The organism is Plantactinospora sp. B6F1, assembly GCF_040120695.1.
In the GTDB taxonomy this organism is placed as follows: domain Bacteria; phylum Actinomycetota; class Actinomycetes; order Mycobacteriales; family Micromonosporaceae; genus Plantactinospora.
Window position 1 is genome coordinate 67,515 of the sequence record NZ_JBEEAC010000026.1, and the last position, 17,975, is coordinate 85,489.

Annotated in this window: 15 protein-coding genes; 8 read left to right on the forward strand and 7 right to left on the reverse strand. The window is 72.4% G+C overall.

From position 1 onward, the window contains the following. Positions 1 to 346: 346 nt before the first annotated feature. The gene (locus tag ABNF97_RS26155; RefSeq protein ID WP_349340128.1) at positions 347 to 1,657 is read right to left on the reverse strand and encodes a terpene synthase family protein; all 1,311 of its coding nucleotides are present in this window, start codon (positions 1,655 to 1,657) and stop codon (positions 347 to 349) included. Between the two features lie 190 nt (positions 1,658 to 1,847). On the opposite strand from ABNF97_RS26155, the gene ABNF97_RS26160 reads away from it, so the two are divergent. Beyond that, positions 1,848 to 2,477, forward strand: coding sequence for a UbiX family flavin prenyltransferase (locus ABNF97_RS26160; protein ID WP_130461572.1), 630 nt, complete (start codon positions 1,848 to 1,850; stop codon positions 2,475 to 2,477). Between the two features lie 49 nt (positions 2,478 to 2,526). Here ABNF97_RS26160 and ABNF97_RS26165 read toward each other — a convergent pair whose 3' ends face one another. Then, the gene (locus ABNF97_RS26165) at positions 2,527 to 2,808 is read right to left on the reverse strand and encodes a BldC family transcriptional regulator (protein ID WP_130461573.1); all 282 of its coding nucleotides are present in this window, start codon (positions 2,806 to 2,808) and stop codon (positions 2,527 to 2,529) included. 248 nt (positions 2,809 to 3,056) lie between these two features. Here ABNF97_RS26165 and ABNF97_RS26170 point away from each other — a divergent pair, with 248 nt between their 5' ends. Both ABNF97_RS26170 and cds1 read left to right on the forward strand, forming a co-directional pair. Beyond that, on the forward strand, positions 3,057 to 3,509 hold the full coding sequence (locus ABNF97_RS26170) for an AsnC family transcriptional regulator (protein ID WP_130461574.1): 453 nt from the start codon (positions 3,057 to 3,059) through the stop codon (positions 3,507 to 3,509). A 72-nt stretch (positions 3,510 to 3,581) separates the two neighbouring features. Then, positions 3,582 to 4,673, forward strand: a complete 1,092-nt coding sequence (gene cds1, locus ABNF97_RS26175; protein WP_130461575.1) for an L-cysteine desulfhydrase Cds1 — start codon at positions 3,582 to 3,584, stop codon at positions 4,671 to 4,673. A gap of 76 nt (positions 4,674 to 4,749) precedes the next feature. On the opposite strand, the gene ABNF97_RS26180 is transcribed toward cds1, so the two are convergent. The 3 genes from ABNF97_RS26180 to ABNF97_RS26190 all read right to left on the reverse strand — a co-directional run bounded on the left by ABNF97_RS26180 (position 4,750) and on the right by ABNF97_RS26190 (position 8,393). Beyond that, positions 4,750 to 5,370: a putative glycolipid-binding domain-containing protein gene (locus ABNF97_RS26180; protein ID WP_349340129.1), complete on the reverse strand. Its 621-nt coding sequence runs from the start codon at positions 5,368 to 5,370 to the stop codon at positions 4,750 to 4,752. 257 nt (positions 5,371 to 5,627) lie between these two features. Continuing rightward, positions 5,628 to 7,556, reverse strand: a complete 1,929-nt coding sequence (locus ABNF97_RS26185) for a DEAD/DEAH box helicase (RefSeq protein WP_349340130.1) — start codon at positions 7,554 to 7,556, stop codon at positions 5,628 to 5,630. 240 nt (positions 7,557 to 7,796) lie between these two features. Then, the gene (locus ABNF97_RS26190) at positions 7,797 to 8,393 is read right to left on the reverse strand and encodes a hypothetical protein (protein WP_130461576.1); all 597 of its coding nucleotides are present in this window, start codon (positions 8,391 to 8,393) and stop codon (positions 7,797 to 7,799) included. Positions 8,394 to 9,039: 646 nt separating this feature from the next. Here ABNF97_RS26190 and ABNF97_RS26195 point away from each other — a divergent pair. After that, the gene (locus ABNF97_RS26195) at positions 9,040 to 9,546 is read left to right on the forward strand and encodes a hypothetical protein (protein ID WP_349340131.1); all 507 of its coding nucleotides are present in this window, start codon (positions 9,040 to 9,042) and stop codon (positions 9,544 to 9,546) included. Positions 9,547 to 10,317: 771 nt separating this feature from the next. On the opposite strand, the gene ABNF97_RS26200 is transcribed toward ABNF97_RS26195, so the two are convergent. Then, positions 10,318 to 11,805, reverse strand: coding sequence for a C40 family peptidase (locus ABNF97_RS26200; RefSeq protein WP_349340132.1), 1,488 nt, complete (start codon positions 11,803 to 11,805; stop codon positions 10,318 to 10,320). Between the two features lie 255 nt (positions 11,806 to 12,060). On the opposite strand from ABNF97_RS26200, the gene ABNF97_RS26205 reads away from it, so the two are divergent. From ABNF97_RS26205 to ABNF97_RS26215, 3 genes are all read left to right on the forward strand, one after another. Further along, positions 12,061 to 13,245, forward strand: coding sequence for a radical SAM protein (locus ABNF97_RS26205; RefSeq protein WP_130461580.1), 1,185 nt, complete (start codon positions 12,061 to 12,063; stop codon positions 13,243 to 13,245). Between the two features lie 128 nt (positions 13,246 to 13,373). Then, positions 13,374 to 13,802, forward strand: a complete 429-nt coding sequence (locus ABNF97_RS26210; protein ID WP_130461581.1) for a hypothetical protein — start codon at positions 13,374 to 13,376, stop codon at positions 13,800 to 13,802. A 14-nt stretch (positions 13,803 to 13,816) separates the two neighbouring features. Then, entirely contained in the window at positions 13,817 to 14,170 is a 354-nt protein-coding gene (locus ABNF97_RS26215) for a DUF4229 domain-containing protein (protein WP_130461582.1), read from the forward strand. Positions 14,171 to 14,289: 119 nt separating this feature from the next. On the opposite strand, the gene ABNF97_RS26220 is transcribed toward ABNF97_RS26215, so the two are convergent. Beyond that, complete coding sequence (locus tag ABNF97_RS26220; RefSeq protein ID WP_349340133.1) at positions 14,290 to 15,648, reverse strand: C39 family peptidase; 1,359 nt, start codon at positions 15,646 to 15,648, stop codon at positions 14,290 to 14,292. 209 nt (positions 15,649 to 15,857) lie between these two features. Between ABNF97_RS26220 and ABNF97_RS26225 the strand changes: the two genes are divergently transcribed. After that, entirely contained in the window at positions 15,858 to 17,765 is a 1,908-nt protein-coding gene (locus ABNF97_RS26225) for a M14 family metallopeptidase (protein ID WP_349340134.1), read from the forward strand. The last annotated feature ends 210 nt before the right edge of the window (positions 17,766 to 17,975 follow it).

The following is a 17,975-nucleotide window of genomic DNA, read 5'->3' on the forward strand; positions in this document are numbered from 1 at the left end:
TCTCCGGGTCCCGGGCGTTGGTGCTTCGGGTGGCGTCGGTGGATCCGAAGCCGACGTACCACGGTTGGGTCTGGCTGTCCGGTTACGTGCTCGACGGGTGCGGCGAGGCGGTCGACAAGCGTGATGTGTTCGTCCAGCTTGCCGGGCTGCGCGTGATCCGTGAGTCCCCGTCGGCCCGGGCTCGGCCGATCGGCCAGCCAGTGCGAAGGTCGGGGCCACGATCGGGCGCGGCCGGCGGGGCGGGCCGGTACCACAACCGCGCATGACAAGTGGGCTCTCCACCCGGCCCGGACCTATCCCAAAGCAGAGCAGCGTGATGTAGCCGCTCGCGGCAAGCGGAGCTCCGTCAGTCCGGGTGGCGCTGTCGGTCGGCCTCGACGAGTGGTCCGGTCGGGCGGGTGGCGCTCAGGGCGTCCCGGTAGCGGGCGCTCTCCATGGACCAGTCGATGGTGCCGCGTACCGAGTTGCCGAGCCCGTCCAGGTACTGCCGCAGCGGCCCGTCCAGTGCCGGCCCGAACGACGGTACGGCGTCGCGCAGTTCGAGGAAGCGCCGCATGCTGTGCTGCCAGCGCCGGACCACCGCCTCGATCGCCGCCTCGACCGGGATCCGCTGTTCCCGGGCGAGTGCGAGCACCAGGTTGTGCCCGCCGGAGGTGGCCGCGTCCCGCTCCAGGGAGAGCAGGTCGTTGAACCAGCTGAGCAGGTCGTTGGCGGTGTCGGCGACCTCGCGTACCGCCGGGTGGTGGTAGATCGCGTCCGGCACCGGGCGGCCGGTGGCGAACTCGAGCAGGACGTACGAGACGTACGCGGCGGAGGTCGCCCGGCGCAACGTGATGTACTCGGCGACCCCGGGCAGCCGCCCACTCGCCTTGTTGGTGGCCTCGGTGACCACGCCGGCCAGGTGGTGTGCCACCGCGTCGACGAAGCGCTCCCGCCAGGCCGCCGACATCCGCTCGTACGGGACACGCCAGGCTTCGGCGAGCATCCGCCGGAGCGGCCCGTCGAACGCCTCCGACCTCGGCGTCGGCTGGTTGGTTGCCCGGCTCTGCGGCGGGACGGTGAGTCGGGGCGCCGGTTGGTTGGCCGACCGGCCGCCGGCGGCCGCCAACGGGTGGTGTGCGGGCCGGACCTGCGCCGCCCCGGGGTGCCCGGCGGCTCGGCCGATCGGCCCGGGGTGTGCGGTGATCCGGCCGGTCGGCCCGGGGTGTGCGGTCGTCGTCCGGCCGGTCGGCCCAGGGTGTGCGGTCGCCCGGCGGGTCGGCCCCGGGTGTGGCGAACCGGGCGGGGGTGCGCCTGCCGAGGGTGAGTTGGCTGACGGCGGGGTGGACCGGAGCAGGCGCAGCACTCCGTCGCAGAGCGCGGCCACCTCGGTCGGTCGGGGGCGCCGGGCTGCGTCGCAGGCGTCGTCGAGCAGGAAGAACCAGGTGAAGAGAGCGGCGAGGACCCGCAGGTCGGACTCGCTGGCATCGGGGTAGAGCCGACCGGCGTACCGGGCCACCCCGCCCCGGGCGAGCCGCTCCCGACCCGCCGCGTCGAGCGGGCCGATGATCCGGTCCGCCCAGTCCACCAGCCAGTCCTGCACCGCGTCGGCGTGCGGGCAGAGGCGTGCCGGAATGGGACACCTCAGCTCGGCCGCCCACGAGCTGATCCCGTACATGCCCGGCCCCCTTCGTCGGCAACCCGTGGGCAGACGTGAGCAGCATTGCAGTTTTGGACTCGTTTGTGATCACCGTCGCGTACGTCCTATTTTGCAGAACGTGATGATCCGGATACCCGCTGACCACTCCCCGCAGGTCGCGCCGGGGGCGGTCGGGGCCGGCGCCGAGGCTTGCGGCAGGCTGGTGGGCATGAGAAGGCCGTGGGTGGTCGGCGTCTCCGGGGCATCGGGTACGCCGTATCCGGCCGCCGTGCTCGGCGGGCTGCTCGACGCGGGCGAGCCGGTGGATTTGGTCGTTTCCCGGGCTGCCCGGTTGACGATCCTGGACGAGACCGGCCGTCCGTTCCGGGACGCGCACTGGAAGGACGACCTTGCCGCCTGGCTCGGGCGGGACCTGACCGGCGCAGACGTGGCGTACTGGCCGGCCGGGGACCTCGCGGCCGGGCCGAGCAGCGGGTCGTACCCGACCCGGGGCATGGTGGTGGTGCCGGCGAGTACGGCGGCGTGCGCCGGCATCGCCATCGGCCTCTCCAAGGACCTGCTGCAACGGGCTGCCGAAGTGAACCTCAAGGAGCACCGGCCGGTGGTGGTGGTGCCCCGGGAGACCCCGGTCACCCGCAGCCACCTGGAGCATCTGCTCACCCTGCACGATGCCGGAGCGGTGGTGCTGCCGGCGAGCCCCGGCTTCTACGGTGCCGGAGCCGCCGCCTCCGCGCGGCAGCTCGTCGACTTCGTGGCCGGAAAGGTGCTCGACGCGCTCGACGTGCCACACTCGCTGTTCCGGCGCTGGTCCGGCGAGCTGGGGGCCGACCGGGGCTGACCGCCCCGGCGCCGAACCCCGGCTCAGCCGCTGTCCTGGTTGCGGTGGTTCAGTGCAGGCCGACGTTTCCGGCCCCGGCCGGGCCGGGGCCACTCGGGGTGGCGGGCCCGGCGTTGCGCGGCCGGTTGGCGATGTCCTCGTCCACCTCGTCGAGCATCCCCTCGCCTTCGAGCAGCGCGCGTACCTCCGACTCGCGGAAGCGGCGGTGTCCGCCCGGTGTTCGGATGCTGCCGATCCGCCCGGCCGCGGCCCAGCGTGTCACGGTCTTCGGATCGACGCGGAAGAGCGCTGCCACCTCGCCCGGCGTCAGCAGACGATCTCCAGTGTCCACAGCCCCCTCCTCGCGTCTACGAAGCCCCCGGACTGGTAGGACCGCCCCCAGAACACATGCTTGCCAGAGCCTTCGTTTAAGGGACGTACGGCAATTACAACACCGCCGGAGTGCCGTGTCCGGCAAACGCGAAAACGTACTGTCTGTGAGGTTAGCCGGGCTGATTCACGGCATTTAACCGCTATGTCAGCAACAATGCTGGCCACCGCGGACGGCCCGTCGACCGACCCGGACTAGGGTCTCAGAACGTGGACGCGATCGACCTGAGCCTCGTCGAACTGCTGCGCGGCAACGCCCGACTCTCGTACGCCGAACTGGCCCGTCAGGTCGGCCTCTCCGCGCCGGCCGTGCACGAGCGGGTGGGCAAACTGGAGGCCGGCGGCGTCATCCGGGGCTATCGGGCCGACGTCGAGCCGGAGGCGGTCGGGCTCGGCGTGACGGCGCTGATCGGCATCGTGCAGGACTCCGGAGGGGACACCGACGACGTACTCGAAGCGATCCGGGGCATGCCGGAAATCGAATCCTGTTACTTCATGGCCGGGGTGGAATCGTTCCTGCTCAAGGCGCGAGTTGGCACAATTGCCGAGTTGGAGCAGCTCATCCTGCGGCTGAACCGGACCGCCGGAGTCGCCTCGACCCGGACGGCCGTCGCACTCTCGACCAAATGGGAGGATCGCCCCCAGCCGCTCGGCCCGTCCTGACCCCTGCCGGTGCCGGACCAGCGCCGGGACGGGTTCGGCCGGTCACCGGAGCAGCTTGCTACGTTCCTGGTCATGGAACAGCTCGACCGGTGCGACGACGCCGAACGCGCCTGGGTCACCGAGGCGATCGCGGCGGTGGAGGCGGACGCGAACCGATCCGCCGACACCCACCTGCTCTGCTTTCCGCTGCCCCGGCAGTGGGGGATCGACCTCTACCTCAAGGACGAGTCGGTGCACCCTACCGGGTCGTTGAAGCACCGGCTGGCCCGGTCACTCTTCCTCTACGGGCTCTGCAACGGCTGGATCGGACCGCACACCACCATTGTGGAGGCGTCGTCGGGATCGACCGCCGTCTCCGAGGCCTACTTCGCCCGCATGCTCGGGGTCCAGTTCATCGCCGTGATGCCGGCCAGCACCTCGGCCGAGAAGATCGCGCTGATCGAGTTCCAGGGCGGAAAGTGCCATCTGGTGGACGATCCGGCCGCCGTCGTGGTCGAGGCCCGCTGGCTCGCCGAGGACCTGGGCGGGCACTTCATGGACCAGTTCACGTACGCCGAACGCGCCACCGACTGGCGGGGCAACAACAACATCGCGGAGTCGATCTACGCGCAGCTCGCCCTGGAACGGCATCCCGTACCGGACTGGATCGTGGTCGGCGCCGGCACCGGTGGCACCAGCGCGACGATCGGCCGCTACCTCCGCTACCGGCGGCTGTCGAGCCGGCTCTGCGTGGTCGACCCGGAGAACTCCGCGTTCTATCCCGCGTGGACCTCGGCCGACTGGTCCGCCACCACCGACGCCGGATCCCGGATCGAGGGCATCGGACGGCAACGGGTCGAGGCGTCGTTCCAGCCGAGCGTCGTCGACCGGATGGTGCGGGTGCCGGATGCGGCCTCGCTGGCCGCCATGCGCGTCGCGTCGACGGTACTGGGCCGGCGGGTCGGTGGATCGACCGGCACCAACCTCTGGGGCGCGTTCGGCCTGATCGCCGAGATGCGGGCCGCCGGCCGAACCGGGTCGGTCGTGACACTGCTCTGTGACGGCGGCGAACGCTACACCGACACGTACTACTCCGACGAGTGGGTGGCCGGCCGGGGCCTCGACCTGGCACCGCACCGGTCCACAGTCGAACGTTTCCTGGCGACCGGTGAGTGGCCGGGGTGATCAGTGGCCGGGCTGATCAGCAGGGGCTGCTGATCAACAGGGGCTGCCGAGCAGTGGCCGGCCCGACCGGCACGGGTCAGCGTCGGTGCGCCAGCCCGGGGTAGTGCAGCACGTAGCCGTCGGCGTCGAGGGTCAGGTCGGCGGTGAAACTCTCGCTGGCGTACCGGACGTTGCCGTCCGCCAGCACCGTGTAGGTCTGCTCGGCCGGCACCACCTGGAGGCTGGGCACCAGCACCCAGACCGTGACGATCCGGTGCGAGCTGCCCGGTGCGGCGTCGCGCAGCCGGAGGCGACGTACCGGAAGGGTGTTGAACAGCGGCGCGGCGCCCAGGTCGACGTCGAGCGCTTCGGCGAGCCGCTCCGGCTCCTCGATCCCGGGCAGCCCGGCACCGGGCTGCCCGACGGCGGTCAGCGCCGCGTCCAGGTCCCCCTGCTCCGCCGTGCTCGCCCGCCATCGGCCGGCGGCCCGCTCCAGCCGCAGCGTACGTAGCCACCCGGCTCCCTCGCAGCTCACCTCCAGCCCTTCGGTCGCCCAGTGCTCGTCGGTACGCAGTTCGTAGCGACAGGTGAAGGCGATCGGGTCGACGGCGAGCGCCGTGCCCCGGGCGGTGAGGCCGCGATGGTCGGTGATGAGCGCGTGATCGGCACCGGGCACGTCGGTGCGGCTCCAGAACAACGTCTTCGGCATGCTCGACATGCCCATGGACGTTACCGCCGCCAGCCGACAGGTATGCCCGACCACGCGAATCCGGCCGACGGCCGGCGACGGCGCCGATCCGGCCGACGGCCGGCGACGACGCGAGGTCGGCCTGTCGGCCGCTGGCGGCGCGAGGTCGGCCTGTCGGCCGCTGGCGGCGCCACTCGGACCGGCTGGCGGCGCCACTCGGACCGGCTACCGCCGCCGGCCCGGTAACCGAACCGGGGCCGGCACCGGTCGGCGGTGCTGCGGACCGGTCAGCGAGTCGGGGTCGGGCGCCGGCCGTCGAACCGGTGGTCGCGGCGGCCCCACCGGTCGTCCGACCGCTCCCCGGCGGCCCGCTCGTCGCGCGGACGCTCGTCCCGGGACCGGTCCCGGCCGGGCCGGTCGGTGTGCGGGCGGCCCTCGTGCCGGAAGCCGCCCTGCCGCCCGCCGGAGCGCCACTCGCCGCCCCGCTCGGCCCGGCCACCCTGGGACGTGCCGCCGCCGTCGCCGAACCGGTGGTCGCCGTAGCGACGCTCGGACTGCGGCCGGTCACCGTACCGGCGCTCACCCTGGAAACGGTCTCCGTAGCGGCGCTCACCCGGGGGACCGTCGCTGTGCCGGCGCTCGTCCTGCGGGCGGTCGCCGTAGCGGCGGTCGGCCCGGGGACGGTCACCGAAACGGCGGTCGGAGCGGGGACGGTCCGGGCGGGTGCCCGACCCTCGGCGCGACGCCGGCGGCTCGTCGACCACCGGCACGCCACTCGGCTCCCGGGCTCCCGTCACCTCGGCCAGCGCGGCGTCGCCGGAGCGCACCCGGGTCTGCTCCGGCTCGACACCGGCCTTCTGCAACATGGCCAGGGTGGACCGGCGCTGCTTCGGCAGTACCAGCGTGGCGACCGCACCCGACTCTCCGGCCCGGGCCGTCCGCCCGGCTCGGTGCAGGTAGTCCTTCGGATCCTTCGGCGGGTCCACGTGCACCACCAGCGAGACACCGTCGACGTGGATTCCCCGGGCCGCCACGTCGGTGGCGACCAGCACGTTCGTCCGGCCCTCCTTGAACTCGGCGAGGGTGCGGGTGCGTACCCGCTGGGTCTTTCCGCCGTGCAGCGCACCGGCCCGGACACCGACCGCGGCGAGCTGCTCGACCAGCCGATCGACGCCCATCTGGGTCCGGGCGAACATCATGGTGCGCCCCTGCCGGGCCGCGATCGAGGCCGCCACCGCGAACTTGTCGTGCGGCGGGATCAGCAGCATGTGGTGGTCCATCGTCGACACGGTGGCGGTCGGCGGTGCCGTCGAGTGGGTGACCGGGTCGGTCATGAACCGCTTGACGAGCGCGTCGACGTCGTTGTCCAGAGTGGCGGAGAAGAGCAGTCGCTGCGCGTCCGCCGGAGTCTTGGCCAGCAGGTCGGTGACGTCCGGCAGGAATCCCATGTCGGCCATCTGGTCGGCCTCGTCCAACACGGTGACCTCGATGTCGTCGAGCCGGCAGACGCCCCGCTCGATCAGGTCGGTCAGCCGTCCCGGCGTGGCCACCACGATCTCCACGCCACGGCGCAGCGAGTCGATCTGGCGGTCGTACGGCACACCGCCGACGGCGGTCTTGAGGAACACCCCGAGTGCCCGGCCGAGCGGCATCAGTGCGTCGTTGACCTGCATCGCGAGTTCCCGGGTCGGCACCAGGATCAGCGCCCTCGGGTGGTGTGCCCGGGCCCGCGGGCCGGCCGCCATCCGAGCCAGTACGGGCAGTCCGAACGCCAGCGTCTTGCCGGAGCCGGTCTGCCCCCGGCCGAGTACATCCCGCCCCGCGAGCGCGTCCGGCACGGTGGCCCGCTGGATCTCGAACGGAGTGTCGATGCCCTCCCGCAGCAGCGCCCGGACGAGTTGCCGAGGCAGCCCGAGCGCGGCGAAGTCGACGGGCTCGTTGACATCACCGGCGCTGTCAGCGGGGACGGCGATGTCAGCGGGGACGGCGATGTCAGCGGGGACGGTGATGTCAGCGGGGACGGCGAGGGCGTCCTGCCCGGCAACCGCGTTCGCCGAGACGTCGCTGGGGGTGCGGGAATCGTCGGCGGTCACCGCGTCGGCGGATTCAGTGCGCGGGTCGGCGACAGCCGGCACATTCAGAGCGGCTTGCTCGGCAGAAGCGGACGGTCCTGCCGAAACGGAACCGGATTGCGCGTCGAATACGGATGGAAACATGCTGGGATCAGCAAAGGTCGTCAAGGATACCTCTCAAGCGGGGCGCATCTTCGCGATGGCCCGCCGCGACGGAGGTCGCTGCCGATTCGCCCGCAAGATCGCCCAGAGGCGCGTGGCACGCGCCAGGTCAACAATCCACCCGAGTGTACGGGGAGCAGCGGCCACCGCCACCTCGCCGCGCACGCCAGTGGGCAGGCTCACCACCCGCGCGGGTCGACCCCGCACCCGCCGACGGCCCCGTCAGCTGGTCAGCAGGCCGTCGAAGAGGTTGTTGAACGCGTCGCCGGCCAGGAGCACCACCAGCAGCCCGATCACCACCAGGATGCCGAGCCCGATCAGCAGTACCAGCACCACCTTGCCGGTGTCCGTCCTCTGCGCGGGGGTGTCCGTCCAACCCTGGGCCAGGATGTGTCCGGTCAGCGAGCCCGAGTTCTCGACCTGGTTGGTGGGCATCGAGACGGTGACGTGACCCTCCGGGCCGCCGTAAACGGTGCCCGCCGCCCGCTGCTCCTGGTAGCCCGGGGAGTCCGGCACGGCCGGGCCGGTCCCCGGCTTGTCCGCAGCGGTCGGGCTGACGCCCGGTCGGTGCGAAGCGGCGGGAGCGGCGCCCGGCGGGTGCGGTGGGGTCGGGCCGGCGCCCGGCGGGTGCGGCGCGCCCGGTCGGGTTCCCGAGGCGCGGCCACCGGTCGGGGTCCGACCGGCCGGCTCGGCGGCGACGGCCGGACCGGGGTCGGCGGTGGGCAGCGAGTAACCCGGCGCACCGCCGCTGGCCAGGTTGGCCGAGGACATCGGGTTGGTCGGTGGTGGCCAGCTCGGCAGGGCGGGCGCCGGAACCACCAGCGGGGAAGCTGCCGGGGGATCTGTCGGGCGGCCACTCGGTCCGCCCGACACCGGCCTTGTCGGGTAGGCGACCGAGGTCCCCGCCGACGTCGGCGGGTACGGCACCGGGCCGGGGGGCACAGGTTCGGGGTGCGGCGGGTAGGGAGTGGGACCGGGTGGAGTAGGCGGGAACGGCGTGGGCCCCGGGGGTACCGGATGCGGGCCTGGGGGTACCGGAGCGGGCCGGGGCGGGGCCGGCGGGAACGGCGACGGAGCCGGTGGCACCGGCTCGGGGTCCGGACTGGGTGCCGGGGGTTCCGGTGCGGGGAACGGCGTGGGCACCGGTCCCGGCTCCGGCTCCGGCTCCGGGGTCGGTTTGGGTTTGGCTGGTTCGGACGCCGGTGATGCCGGCGGATGTCCCGGTTCGGGCGGGCCGGCCTGATCCGGGGGATGTGTCGGCGCCGACGCGCCGGCCGGATCCGGTTCGGTACTCCGGTAGACCTTCGCCACTCCCGGTACCACGGCGGCCGCGGCGGCCTCGTTCGGCAGCACCGGAGACAGCCCCGGCACCGAGGCACTGGCCCGGGTGGTGCCGGCGCGGCCCCGCGCGGCGCTGCGCTGCGGCGGCACCGTGTAGGACGGCGTACCACCAGCGGGTGCGCCGGTGTCCCGGGACGACTGGTCGGGGGTGGCTGCCGGTGCCGACAGGCTGGCTGCCGGTGGAGCCGTGAAGTGCACCGCCCCGGGCCGGTCCCGGGGCTGGCGAACCGGCTCGGCCGAGGGCGACCCGGACAGTCCGGAGGCAGCCGGCGACACGGCGGCTGACCCCATGGGCGGTGCGGACGCCGGAGCGGCCGGCGACACGGCGGCCGACCCGCTCGGCGGGCCCGCCGGGGACCTGACGGCGTTGGCGAACGCCGACCACGGGGAGTCGAGAGCCGGAGTCTGTGGACGCCGCCGTTGCAGCGGCGGCACCGGGCTACCCGGAGGCGCCGGAGTCGGCGCGGACGCCGCGGCCGGGGATGCCGCGGCCGGGGATGCCGCGGCCGGGGACGCCGCGACCGCGGACGCCGCCGGGGTGCTGGGCGCGGAGGCGGCGGCTGCCGGGGTGACCGGCGTCGGGGCGGCGGCCGCCCGGGTGACCGACTTCGCCAGCTCGCCGGCCCGGTAGGTGCGGCTTCCCGAGGACCCGGCGGGCATCGCGGCTATCTCGGCTGCGGTGGGGGTGGTGGCCTGCCTACTCACGGCCCGGCCGCGTACCGGCGACGTCGGACCGACGGCGGCTCCCGGGTCCACTCCCGGGCTGTCGGCTTCCGGGTTCGGGTCGTCGGCTCCGGCCTGTGCTTCTGGGCTGTCGGCTTCCGGGCTCGGGTCGTCGGCCTCGGCCTGCACTTCATCGGCGGTCTCGGCTTTCGGCTCGGCCGAGTCCGGGACGGCGTCGGCGGTGTCCGGGACGGCATCGACAGCGTCCGCATCCGAGTTCGCGGCGTCCGGGACCGGGCTGGCGGCGTCCGGGTCCGGTATGGAATCCGGAGAAGCCGCATCGACCGTCTCGGCGGCCGTTGAGCCTGCGGGCGCGTCTACGGACGCATCCTGCGGCGCGTCTGCCCAGAGCGCTCCGGCGGCCGGCGGCGGCGGAGGCGCCTGGTAGGCCTCGGGAAACTCCTCCTCGGCCGAGGGCTCCGGGAGCGCTGTTCCGACCGGCGGTGGCGGCGGCAGTGGGGGCAGCTCGCTCTCGTCCACGCTGTCCCGTTCCGGGCGGGTGGCCGCAGCCTGACCGTCAGAATCCGGGGATGCCTCCCCGAAAGCCGGTTTGACCTGCGATTCGTCCATTGTTGCCTCCCGCGCCCACACCCGGGCCGGTAGGCCGGGTCGGAAGTACGTCAACCCTCACCGTGCCATATCGCGGCACAGCCGCACAGCCGGCCGGCGACCGGTACGTTCAGTCGCCCTCCGGGCTACCGTCCGCAGTCGGAGTCGATCCGCTGGCGCTGGACGTACCGTTGCTCGGCTCGGCGGCCGAGGTGGTGACCGGCGGCGTCTGCGGCTCCGTCGGCTCCGTCGGTTGCGGGATCGGTGCCGGTGTCACCGGCGGGGTTGCCGGGGGCGTGGTCGGCGTGCTGGTGGGCGGAGTCGCCGGTGGCGTCGTGGGCGGCGTGGTCGGCGGGGTGGTGGGCGGCTTCGATGGCGGGGTGGTGGTCGGCGGCGGGGTGGCCGGCGGCGGCGTGGTCGCGTTCGGTGCCGGCACCGCCGGGAAGATCCGGGTCGCGGCGTAGAACCGCGACCACCAGACGGTGGAGACCTTGACCACGTCACCGGTGGTCGGGGCGTGCACCATCTTGCCGCCGCCGATGTACATGCCGACGTGGTGGATGCTGGTCCAGTTGCTGCCGGAGGCGAAGAAGACAAGGTCGCCGGGGAGCAGTGCCTCCCGGGCCACGCTCTGGTTGCGAGTGCCGTTGTACTGGTCCCGGGAGACCCGGGGGATCCGCTTGCCCACCGAGAGATAGGAGGCGAGCATCAGGCCGGAGCAGTCGAACCGGTCCGGGCCCTCGGCGCCCCAGAGGTACGGGTCGCCCCGCTGGGCGAGCGCGTAACGCATCGCGGCCAGCGCCTTGGGGTGCGCGACCATCCCGGCGACGCTGTCGCTGCCGATCGTCTCGCCGATGCGCTGCTCGGCGGCCTCCCTGGCGCGCTCGATCGCCTTGAGCTGCTCGGCGTTGTCGCGCTTGAGCTTCACCAGGGCGGCAGAGCGTTCCTTGTACCGCTTCTCCGCGTCGGTGAAGGCGGCGACCTTCTGCTGGTAGGCGCTGGACGCGGCCTGGTAGGCCGCCTCCGCCTGCTGCTCGGCCTGCTGAGCCCGGGCCAGCTCACCGGCGGCCAGTTCGGTGTCACCGGACCGTTCCTCGCCGCGCTGGATCCGACTGAGCAGGTCCAACCCGTGCAGGTCGGAGCCGAACGCGCCCGGCGGCAGCCCGGCGGCGTCCTTCAGCGCGCCCGCCGCCGCGTTGTCGGCCGCCGTACGGGCGTTGGCCAGCTCCAGCCGAGCCGTCCTGCGTACGCCGTCGGCGGCGGTCAGCTCGGTGGTGGCCCTGTCCCGCTCCTGGCGCAGTTGCAGCAGTTGGTCGCCGAGCTGGGCGACCTCGACCTCCAATGTCATGATCTGGCTCGCCAGCGGGCCGTTCACGCTCGGCGGCAGCGGATAGGAGGTCGTCGTCGGCGTGCCGGTGGGCACGTTGGGCGCTCCACCGGGCAGTGGGCGTATCCCAGCGTCGGGGACCGTGTTCGGCAGCGGCGGATCGGCATAGACGGGCGTCGCCATCGCGCCCGCCACGATCGCGCCGACCAGGGCCGACCAGACCAGCGGACGTAGCACCGGGGAGACCGCCTTGCCGAGCCGGTCCGGTCGTCCGCGCCTGCTGTCGGTCATACCGCTCCCGTCCCGTGCACAGCGGCGCTCCCGGCGCTGCTGTGGAATGGCCATCCGTGCTGTGTCGCGTCCCACTTTGTCTTACCTCAATGCGTCGGGGATGTCGATGCGACGGCGGGTAACGAGACGCTGAGAAGCCGGTTAAGAGTACCTGTGACCGGTGAACCAGATCGCTGCCGCCGGCTGCCTCCGTCGGCACCTCCGCCGCTCGACGTACGCTCCTACCGGAGATCGTGCCTGGAGGGACGTGCTGCGATGGACGCCGGACGCAAGCGTGAGCTGGAAGAGAAGGTCTACGCGGGAGTTCGGCTGGACCGCGCCGACGGCGAGGCGCTGTACGCCAGCGACGACCTGGTCTGGCTCGGCCGGCTGGCGCACCACCGGCGTACCGGGACCGGCGACGGCGATCGGGTGCTGTTCGTCGTCAACCGGCGGCTGCGGCTGACCGGTCTCTGCGTCGGTGGCTGCGCGTACTGCTCCCTCCGCCCCGGGCCGGACGGGCACGCCCGGCCGGAGGGCGGGGACAGCGTCCCGCTCTCGGTCGACGAGGCTGTCCGGCGCGCCACCGAGCTGGCCGCCGACGGGCTCACCGAGCTGGACCTCGTCGACCCGGTGCATCCCGCGCTGCCGTGGCGGCACTATCCGGAGCTGCTGCGCGCGCTGACGGTGGCGTTGCCCGGCGTCCGGTTGACCGGGTTCACCGCCATCGAGCTGCTTTGGCTGGGGAAGAGCACCGGGATGCCCGCCGACGAGATCCTCGACGAACTCGTCGCCGCCGGTCTGTCGGCGCCGAGCGGCGGCGGGGCCGAGATCTTCGACCCGGAGGTACGCCAGCGGCTCGGCCTCGCCGACCGTGCCTGGGAGGACTGGTCCCGGATCCACCGGCTCGCCCACGCCAAGGGGATCGGCACCCCGGCGACGATGCGCTTCGGGCACGTCGAGGAGCCCCGGCACCGGGTCGACCACGTGCTGCGGCTGCGCGAGCTACAGGACGAGACCGGCGGCTTCACCAGCTTCCTGCCGCTGCGCTACGAGCATGACCTCGCGGTACCGACCGGCGATGGAATCGGGGCGGGGCAGCCGACCGGGACGGCGTCGCCGGCCGAGTCGCTGAAGACCTTCGCGGTGTCCCGGCTCCTCCTCGACAACGTGCCCCACCTGACGTGCTGCTGGGCCACCCAGGGGTACTCCGTGGCGCAGCTCGCACTCAACTTCGGCGTCGACGACCTGGCCGCCTCGGCGGCCGGACACCGGATCAGCCACGGCGTCGACCGGGACGGTACGCCGACAGTGCTGCCCCGGGAGGATCTGCTCCGGCTGATCTGGGACGCCGATTTCCGTCCCGCCGAACGGAACAGCGGGTACGAGGTGCTGCGTGACTACGACGCCCCGCCGAGTCTGGCCGAGCGTCGGGCCGAGCCGCAGCGGATCTGGGCCTGAGCCCCGCGTCGGGCGGGAGCGCGGCCCGGCGGGGGTGGTTTCCGGCCCGCTCACGTACCCTCGACTGGTCAGGAGCGGGCGGGAGCGGGTCGACGTCTGCCGGTGGGGAGCGCAGCGGGAGAGGCGGCATGGCCGAGCGGAGCGAACGGGCGCCCTTTCCCCGGCGGGACGACCAGGGGCGGATCGTCGTGCTGGCCGACCTGCTCGGCGTCGCCCTGGTCGGGGTGGTCATCGGGCTGGTGGCGCTGCTCGTGATCGACCTCGGCGCCTCCCTGGTCGGCCTGGGCGAGTTCGGCCGGGCGAGCGGTTGGCTCGCGGTGGTGCTGCCGGCGTGGATCTTCGTCGAGGAGTTCCGGGCCTGGCAGTTCGGTCCGGCCCGGGTCGCGGCGGCGTTGGTGGCCGCGGCCGTCGGGATCGCCGCCGGCCTGCTCGCCGCCGGGTTGGCCGCCTCGACCCCGCCGCTGGTCTCGGGCGGGTTGGCCGCGGCGGTTTTCGCCATGGGGTACGCGTTGGTCTGGTTTGCCGGCGTCCGTTGGCTCGCCGGCCGGACGAGCTGATCGGAGTTGCGCAGATGAGTCCCGCCGTGAAGTACACGCTGGGCCGGATCGGGCTGTTCCTGGCGGTCGCGCTGGCGCTCTGGCCGGTCGAGATGAACATCTTCCTCAAGCTGATGCTGGCGGTGGCGTTCTCTGCCGCGCTGGCGTTCTTCCTGCTGCGGGGCTGGCGGGACGAGATGGCGCAGCAGTTGGCCACGGCGGCGGAGAAGCGGCGGGCCGAACGGGAGCGGCTGCGCGCCGCACTGGCCGGCGACGACCAACCGACGGACACGGTGAAGCCGACGCAGACAGGCAGGCCGGCCGACACAGGGAAGCCGGCCGACACAGGTGAGCCGACGGACGCGGGGAAGCCGACCGACAGGTCCTGAGGCCCGTGCGTCCGGCCCGGACCAGCCCGGACCCCGGCACGGCACCGGCCCCGTGCCCGGACATCGTTGGCCAGGTACGGGGCCGGTGATCCTCCCCAGGTGAGCTGACGCCGGCGCGGCTACCAGTTGGTCGAGCCGGCCAGCTTCGGCCAGGGCTTCCACCACGGCTTCATCAGGTACGCGATCCCGCCCGACCCGCCGGAGACCCCGCCGCTGGCGTTGATCCGCTTGGTCCGCAGCCAGATCTGCTCGAACTGGTCCCGCCGGTAGACGTTGCGCACCACGTCGTTGCCGGACGACGCCGGATCGTTGATCACCACGTCGCCGTCGCGGGTGAAGCCGACCACCACGAACAGGTGCCCGGAGGTGCCGTAGTTGGCCCCCTCCAACTCCTCGGCCAGGAAGGACTGGCTGGTGACCACCGGGATGCCGGCGGCGATGAAGTGTTCCACCTCGTCCAGCGAGTGCAGCCGGGTCACCTTGGCGTCCAGCCCGTACGAGCCGGCGTACGCGGTGTTGAACGGCCAGTTGCCGCATCCTTCGTACGCGTAGTCGTAGGTCATCCGGGCGGCGTGGTTGACCGACGGGTCCGGGTAGCTGGGATCGACCCAGGAGGTCTGCTCGGCCGACGGCTTCCGGCCCCAGTACTCCAGCACCATCGTGGTGGAGGTCGGCGAACACCAGGCCTGGCCGCCGCCGTCGTACTCCGGGTAGTGCCCGGCGTGGATGTTCTGCGAGTAGCGGGGCACGGCCAGCTCCCGGCCCCAGGCGATCCGGCCGGTGCTGGCCGGCACGGTGAACCGGTCCGGCACCAGTGAGCCCATCGCGCCGACCATCCAGACCCGGGGTGACCGGCGGCTCTCCGGCGCGCGGTAGAGGGTCAGCCGCAGTTGGTAGGCCCGCAGCAGCACCCCGGTCGCGACGTCGTCGATCGAGAAGGTGTCGGTCCAGATCGTCGAGTAGGGGTCGCCCTGCCGGTTCACCGAGGTGCGCCGGATGTCCTGGTCACCTGCGGCCCACCGGCCCATGACGTACCACGGGGTCAGCGCGCCGGTGTTGTAGGTGCCCTGGAGTTCGGCCTGGATCCAGGTGCCGGCCGGGGTCTCGGCGTTCCAGGAGGCGACCAGTTCGCTGGCGTCGAAGCCGATCGGGGTGACCGGCGAGGTCCAGGTGGCGTACGACCAGGTGCGGGTGGTGCCGGTGTGCGGGTCGGTGTATTCGGTGGTGCCGGCCGGGCGAAGCATCGTGATCCCGGTCCGTATCCCGGGGACGGCGACGGTGCCCCGGTGGGTGCCGCGTCGCCAGTCGGGGTAGCTGGAGAACTCCTGCCAGGTGATCTGTTCGTCGTGTGGCATTGGGCGGGGGCGACCGGTCGTCGTGCCGGCCCGGGCCGGCATGCCGGTGCCGAGCAGGGCCAGGCCGGAGAGGCCGGCGAGGGTGAAGGTACGTCGGCTGATCGGGTTCGGGGAACTGGCCATCGATGCTCCGCGGGGCCGAAGGTCGGGGTCCTGTCGCCACTATTCCGCTTGGCAGGAACTTTCGCCAGATGTTCACGCCAGGAAAATCTTTGCCGCGAGGAGGGTGTAACTGGCATGGGGTGCAAAGTGATCAATGTTGATATGACCATGGTACGGATGGTGCAGTGTGCACTACCCAGCGCAGTCCTCCCTACCCCCAGGAGGTTCAGATGCCCTTCCGCACCTGGATGTCCGGGCCGTCGATCCGGCACCGGGCCCGGGCCGGTGCCCTCGCCGGCACCGTCGTGCTCGGACTCGTCGTCGCCGGCCTCGGCCCGACCGGCACCGCCAGCGCCGGACCGGACCTGACCGAGGCCGAGCCCGCCACCAGCGCGGAATACCGGGTGACCGGTCCGCGCACCCTGGCCGACCGCAACGCGGTGGCCGCCACCGGTACCAGCATCGACTACGCCGAGCACGGCGCGCTCTACGTCACCGCGACCCCGGCCGAGGTGAAGGCGATCACCGCGCTCGGCTTCGAGGTGGCGGCGGTACCGGCACCGCCGGACCGGGGCCAGCACGAGCACGGCGACGTCGGCGTACTCGACTTCCCGCCGGCCGACTCGGCGTACCACAACTACGCCGAGCTGAACGCGGTGATCAACCAGGTCGTCGCCGACCATCCGACGATCGCCCGCCGGTCCAGCATGGGCACCTCCTACGAGGGGCGCGACCTGCCGGTCATCAAGATCTCCGACAACGTCGGCACCGACGAGAACGAGCCGGAGATCCTGTTCAACTCGCAGCAGCACGCCCGCGAGCACCTGACCGTGGAGATGGCGATCTACCTGCTCGACCTCTTCACCGACAACTACGGCTCGGACTCCCGGATCACCAACATCGTCAACACCCGGGAGATCTGGATCGTCCCGACGGTCAACCCGGACGGCAGCGAGTACGACATCGCCACCGGCTCGTACCGGTCCTGGCGGAAGAACCGCCAACCGAACAGCGGATCGTCGTACGTCGGCACCGACCTGAACCGGAACTGGGGCTACAACTGGGGCTGCTGCGGCGGCTCCTCCGGCTCGACCTCCTCGGAGACCTACCGGGGCCCGTCGGCGTTCTCCGCGCCGGAGACCGCCCGGCTGCGCGACTTCGTCAACAGCCGGGTCGTCGGCGGTACCCAGCAGATCACGGTGAACATCGACTTCCACACGTACTCGCAACTGGTGCTCTGGCCGTACGGCTACACCACCTCGAACACCGGCCCGGGGCTGAACGCCGACCAGGAACGGACCTTCCGCACCCTCGGTCAGCAGATGGCGGCCACCAACGGCTACACCCCGGAACAGTCCAGCGACCTCTACATCACCGACGGGGACAGCCTGGACTGGATGTGGGCCACCCACAACATCTTCGCGTACACCTTCGAGATGTACCCGGGCTCGGCGTCCGGCGGCGGCTTCTACCCGCCCGACGAGGTGATCCCGGCGCAGACCTCCCGCAACCGGGAGGCGGTGCTGATCCTGAGCGAGTACGCCGACTGCCCGTACCGGGTGGCCGGGCTCCAGGCGACGTACTGCGGCAGCGGTGGCGGCACCACCGTCTGGTCGGACACCTTCGAGACCGCGACCGGCTGGACGACCAACCCGGCCGGGACCGACACCGCCACCACGGGGGCGTGGGAACGGGGTGCCGCCCAGGCGACCACCTCCAGCGGTGCCAAGCAGCTCACCCCGTACGCCGGCAGCAACGACCTGGTCACCGGCCGGCTGGCCGGCTCGGGGGCCGGTGACCACGACATCGACGGCGGGGTGACCAGCGCACAGTCACCGGCGATCACGCTGCCGGCGAGCGGCACGTTGACCCTCTCCCTGGCCTGGTATCTCGCGCACGGGTCGAACTCGTCGTCCGCGGACTACCTGCGGGTCAGCGTGGTGCACAGTGGTGGGACGACCCAGCTGCTCAACCAGGCCGGTGCGGCGAGCAACCGCAACGGTAGCTGGAGCATCGCCACCGCCAACCTGTCGGCGTACGCCGGGCAGTCGGTGCGGCTGCTGGTGCAGGCCGCCGACGCCTCCGGGGCAAGCCTGGTCGAGGCGGCGATCGACAACGTGACGATCACCAGCTCGTAGCAGTGCGACCCGGGGCCCTGCCGAACATGACGAGGTGTCGGCGGGGCCCCGGATGGAGCCTGAGCCTGCTCGGGTCCTCCGATCTAGTACGGCAGCCGCCATTGGCGGTCTGACCTCGTGGGATGTGGTGGGGGTGTGTAACGTGGACGCAGCCGCCTGTTGATCATGTGTTTGTGAGGACTACAGGATCGAAGGCGGCTGCTGCTGCCA

What these genes read in the sequence shown, in the direction of transcription:
- ABNF97_RS26180 (WP_349340129.1), bottom strand. Translation starts at nt 5,370, where the DNA reads ATGTCGAGCATGCCGAAGACGTTGTTCTGGAGCCGCACCGACGTGCCC.
- ABNF97_RS26215 (WP_130461582.1), top strand. Translation starts at nt 13,817, where the DNA reads ATGAGTCCCGCCGTGAAGTACACGCTGGGCCGGATCGGGCTGTTCCTG.
- ABNF97_RS26160 (WP_130461572.1), top strand. Translation starts at nt 1,848, where the DNA reads ATGAGAAGGCCGTGGGTGGTCGGCGTCTCCGGGGCATCGGGTACGCCG.
- ABNF97_RS26210 (WP_130461581.1), top strand. Translation starts at nt 13,374, where the DNA reads ATGGCCGAGCGGAGCGAACGGGCGCCCTTTCCCCGGCGGGACGACCAG.
- ABNF97_RS26225 (WP_349340134.1), top strand. Translation starts at nt 15,858, where the DNA reads ATGCCCTTCCGCACCTGGATGTCCGGGCCGTCGATCCGGCACCGGGCC.
- ABNF97_RS26200 (WP_349340132.1), bottom strand. Translation starts at nt 11,805, where the DNA reads ATGACCGACAGCAGGCGCGGACGACCGGACCGGCTCGGCAAGGCGGTC.
- ABNF97_RS26185 (WP_349340130.1), bottom strand. Translation starts at nt 7,556, where the DNA reads ATGTTTCCATCCGTATTCGACGCGCAATCCGGTTCCGTTTCGGCAGGA.
- ABNF97_RS26155 (WP_349340128.1), bottom strand. Translation starts at nt 1,657, where the DNA reads ATGTACGGGATCAGCTCGTGGGCGGCCGAGCTGAGGTGTCCCATTCCG.
- cds1 (WP_130461575.1), top strand. Translation starts at nt 3,582, where the DNA reads ATGGAACAGCTCGACCGGTGCGACGACGCCGAACGCGCCTGGGTCACC.
- ABNF97_RS26220 (WP_349340133.1), bottom strand. Translation starts at nt 15,648, where the DNA reads ATGGCCAGTTCCCCGAACCCGATCAGCCGACGTACCTTCACCCTCGCC.
- ABNF97_RS26205 (WP_130461580.1), top strand. Translation starts at nt 12,061, where the DNA reads ATGGACGCCGGACGCAAGCGTGAGCTGGAAGAGAAGGTCTACGCGGGA.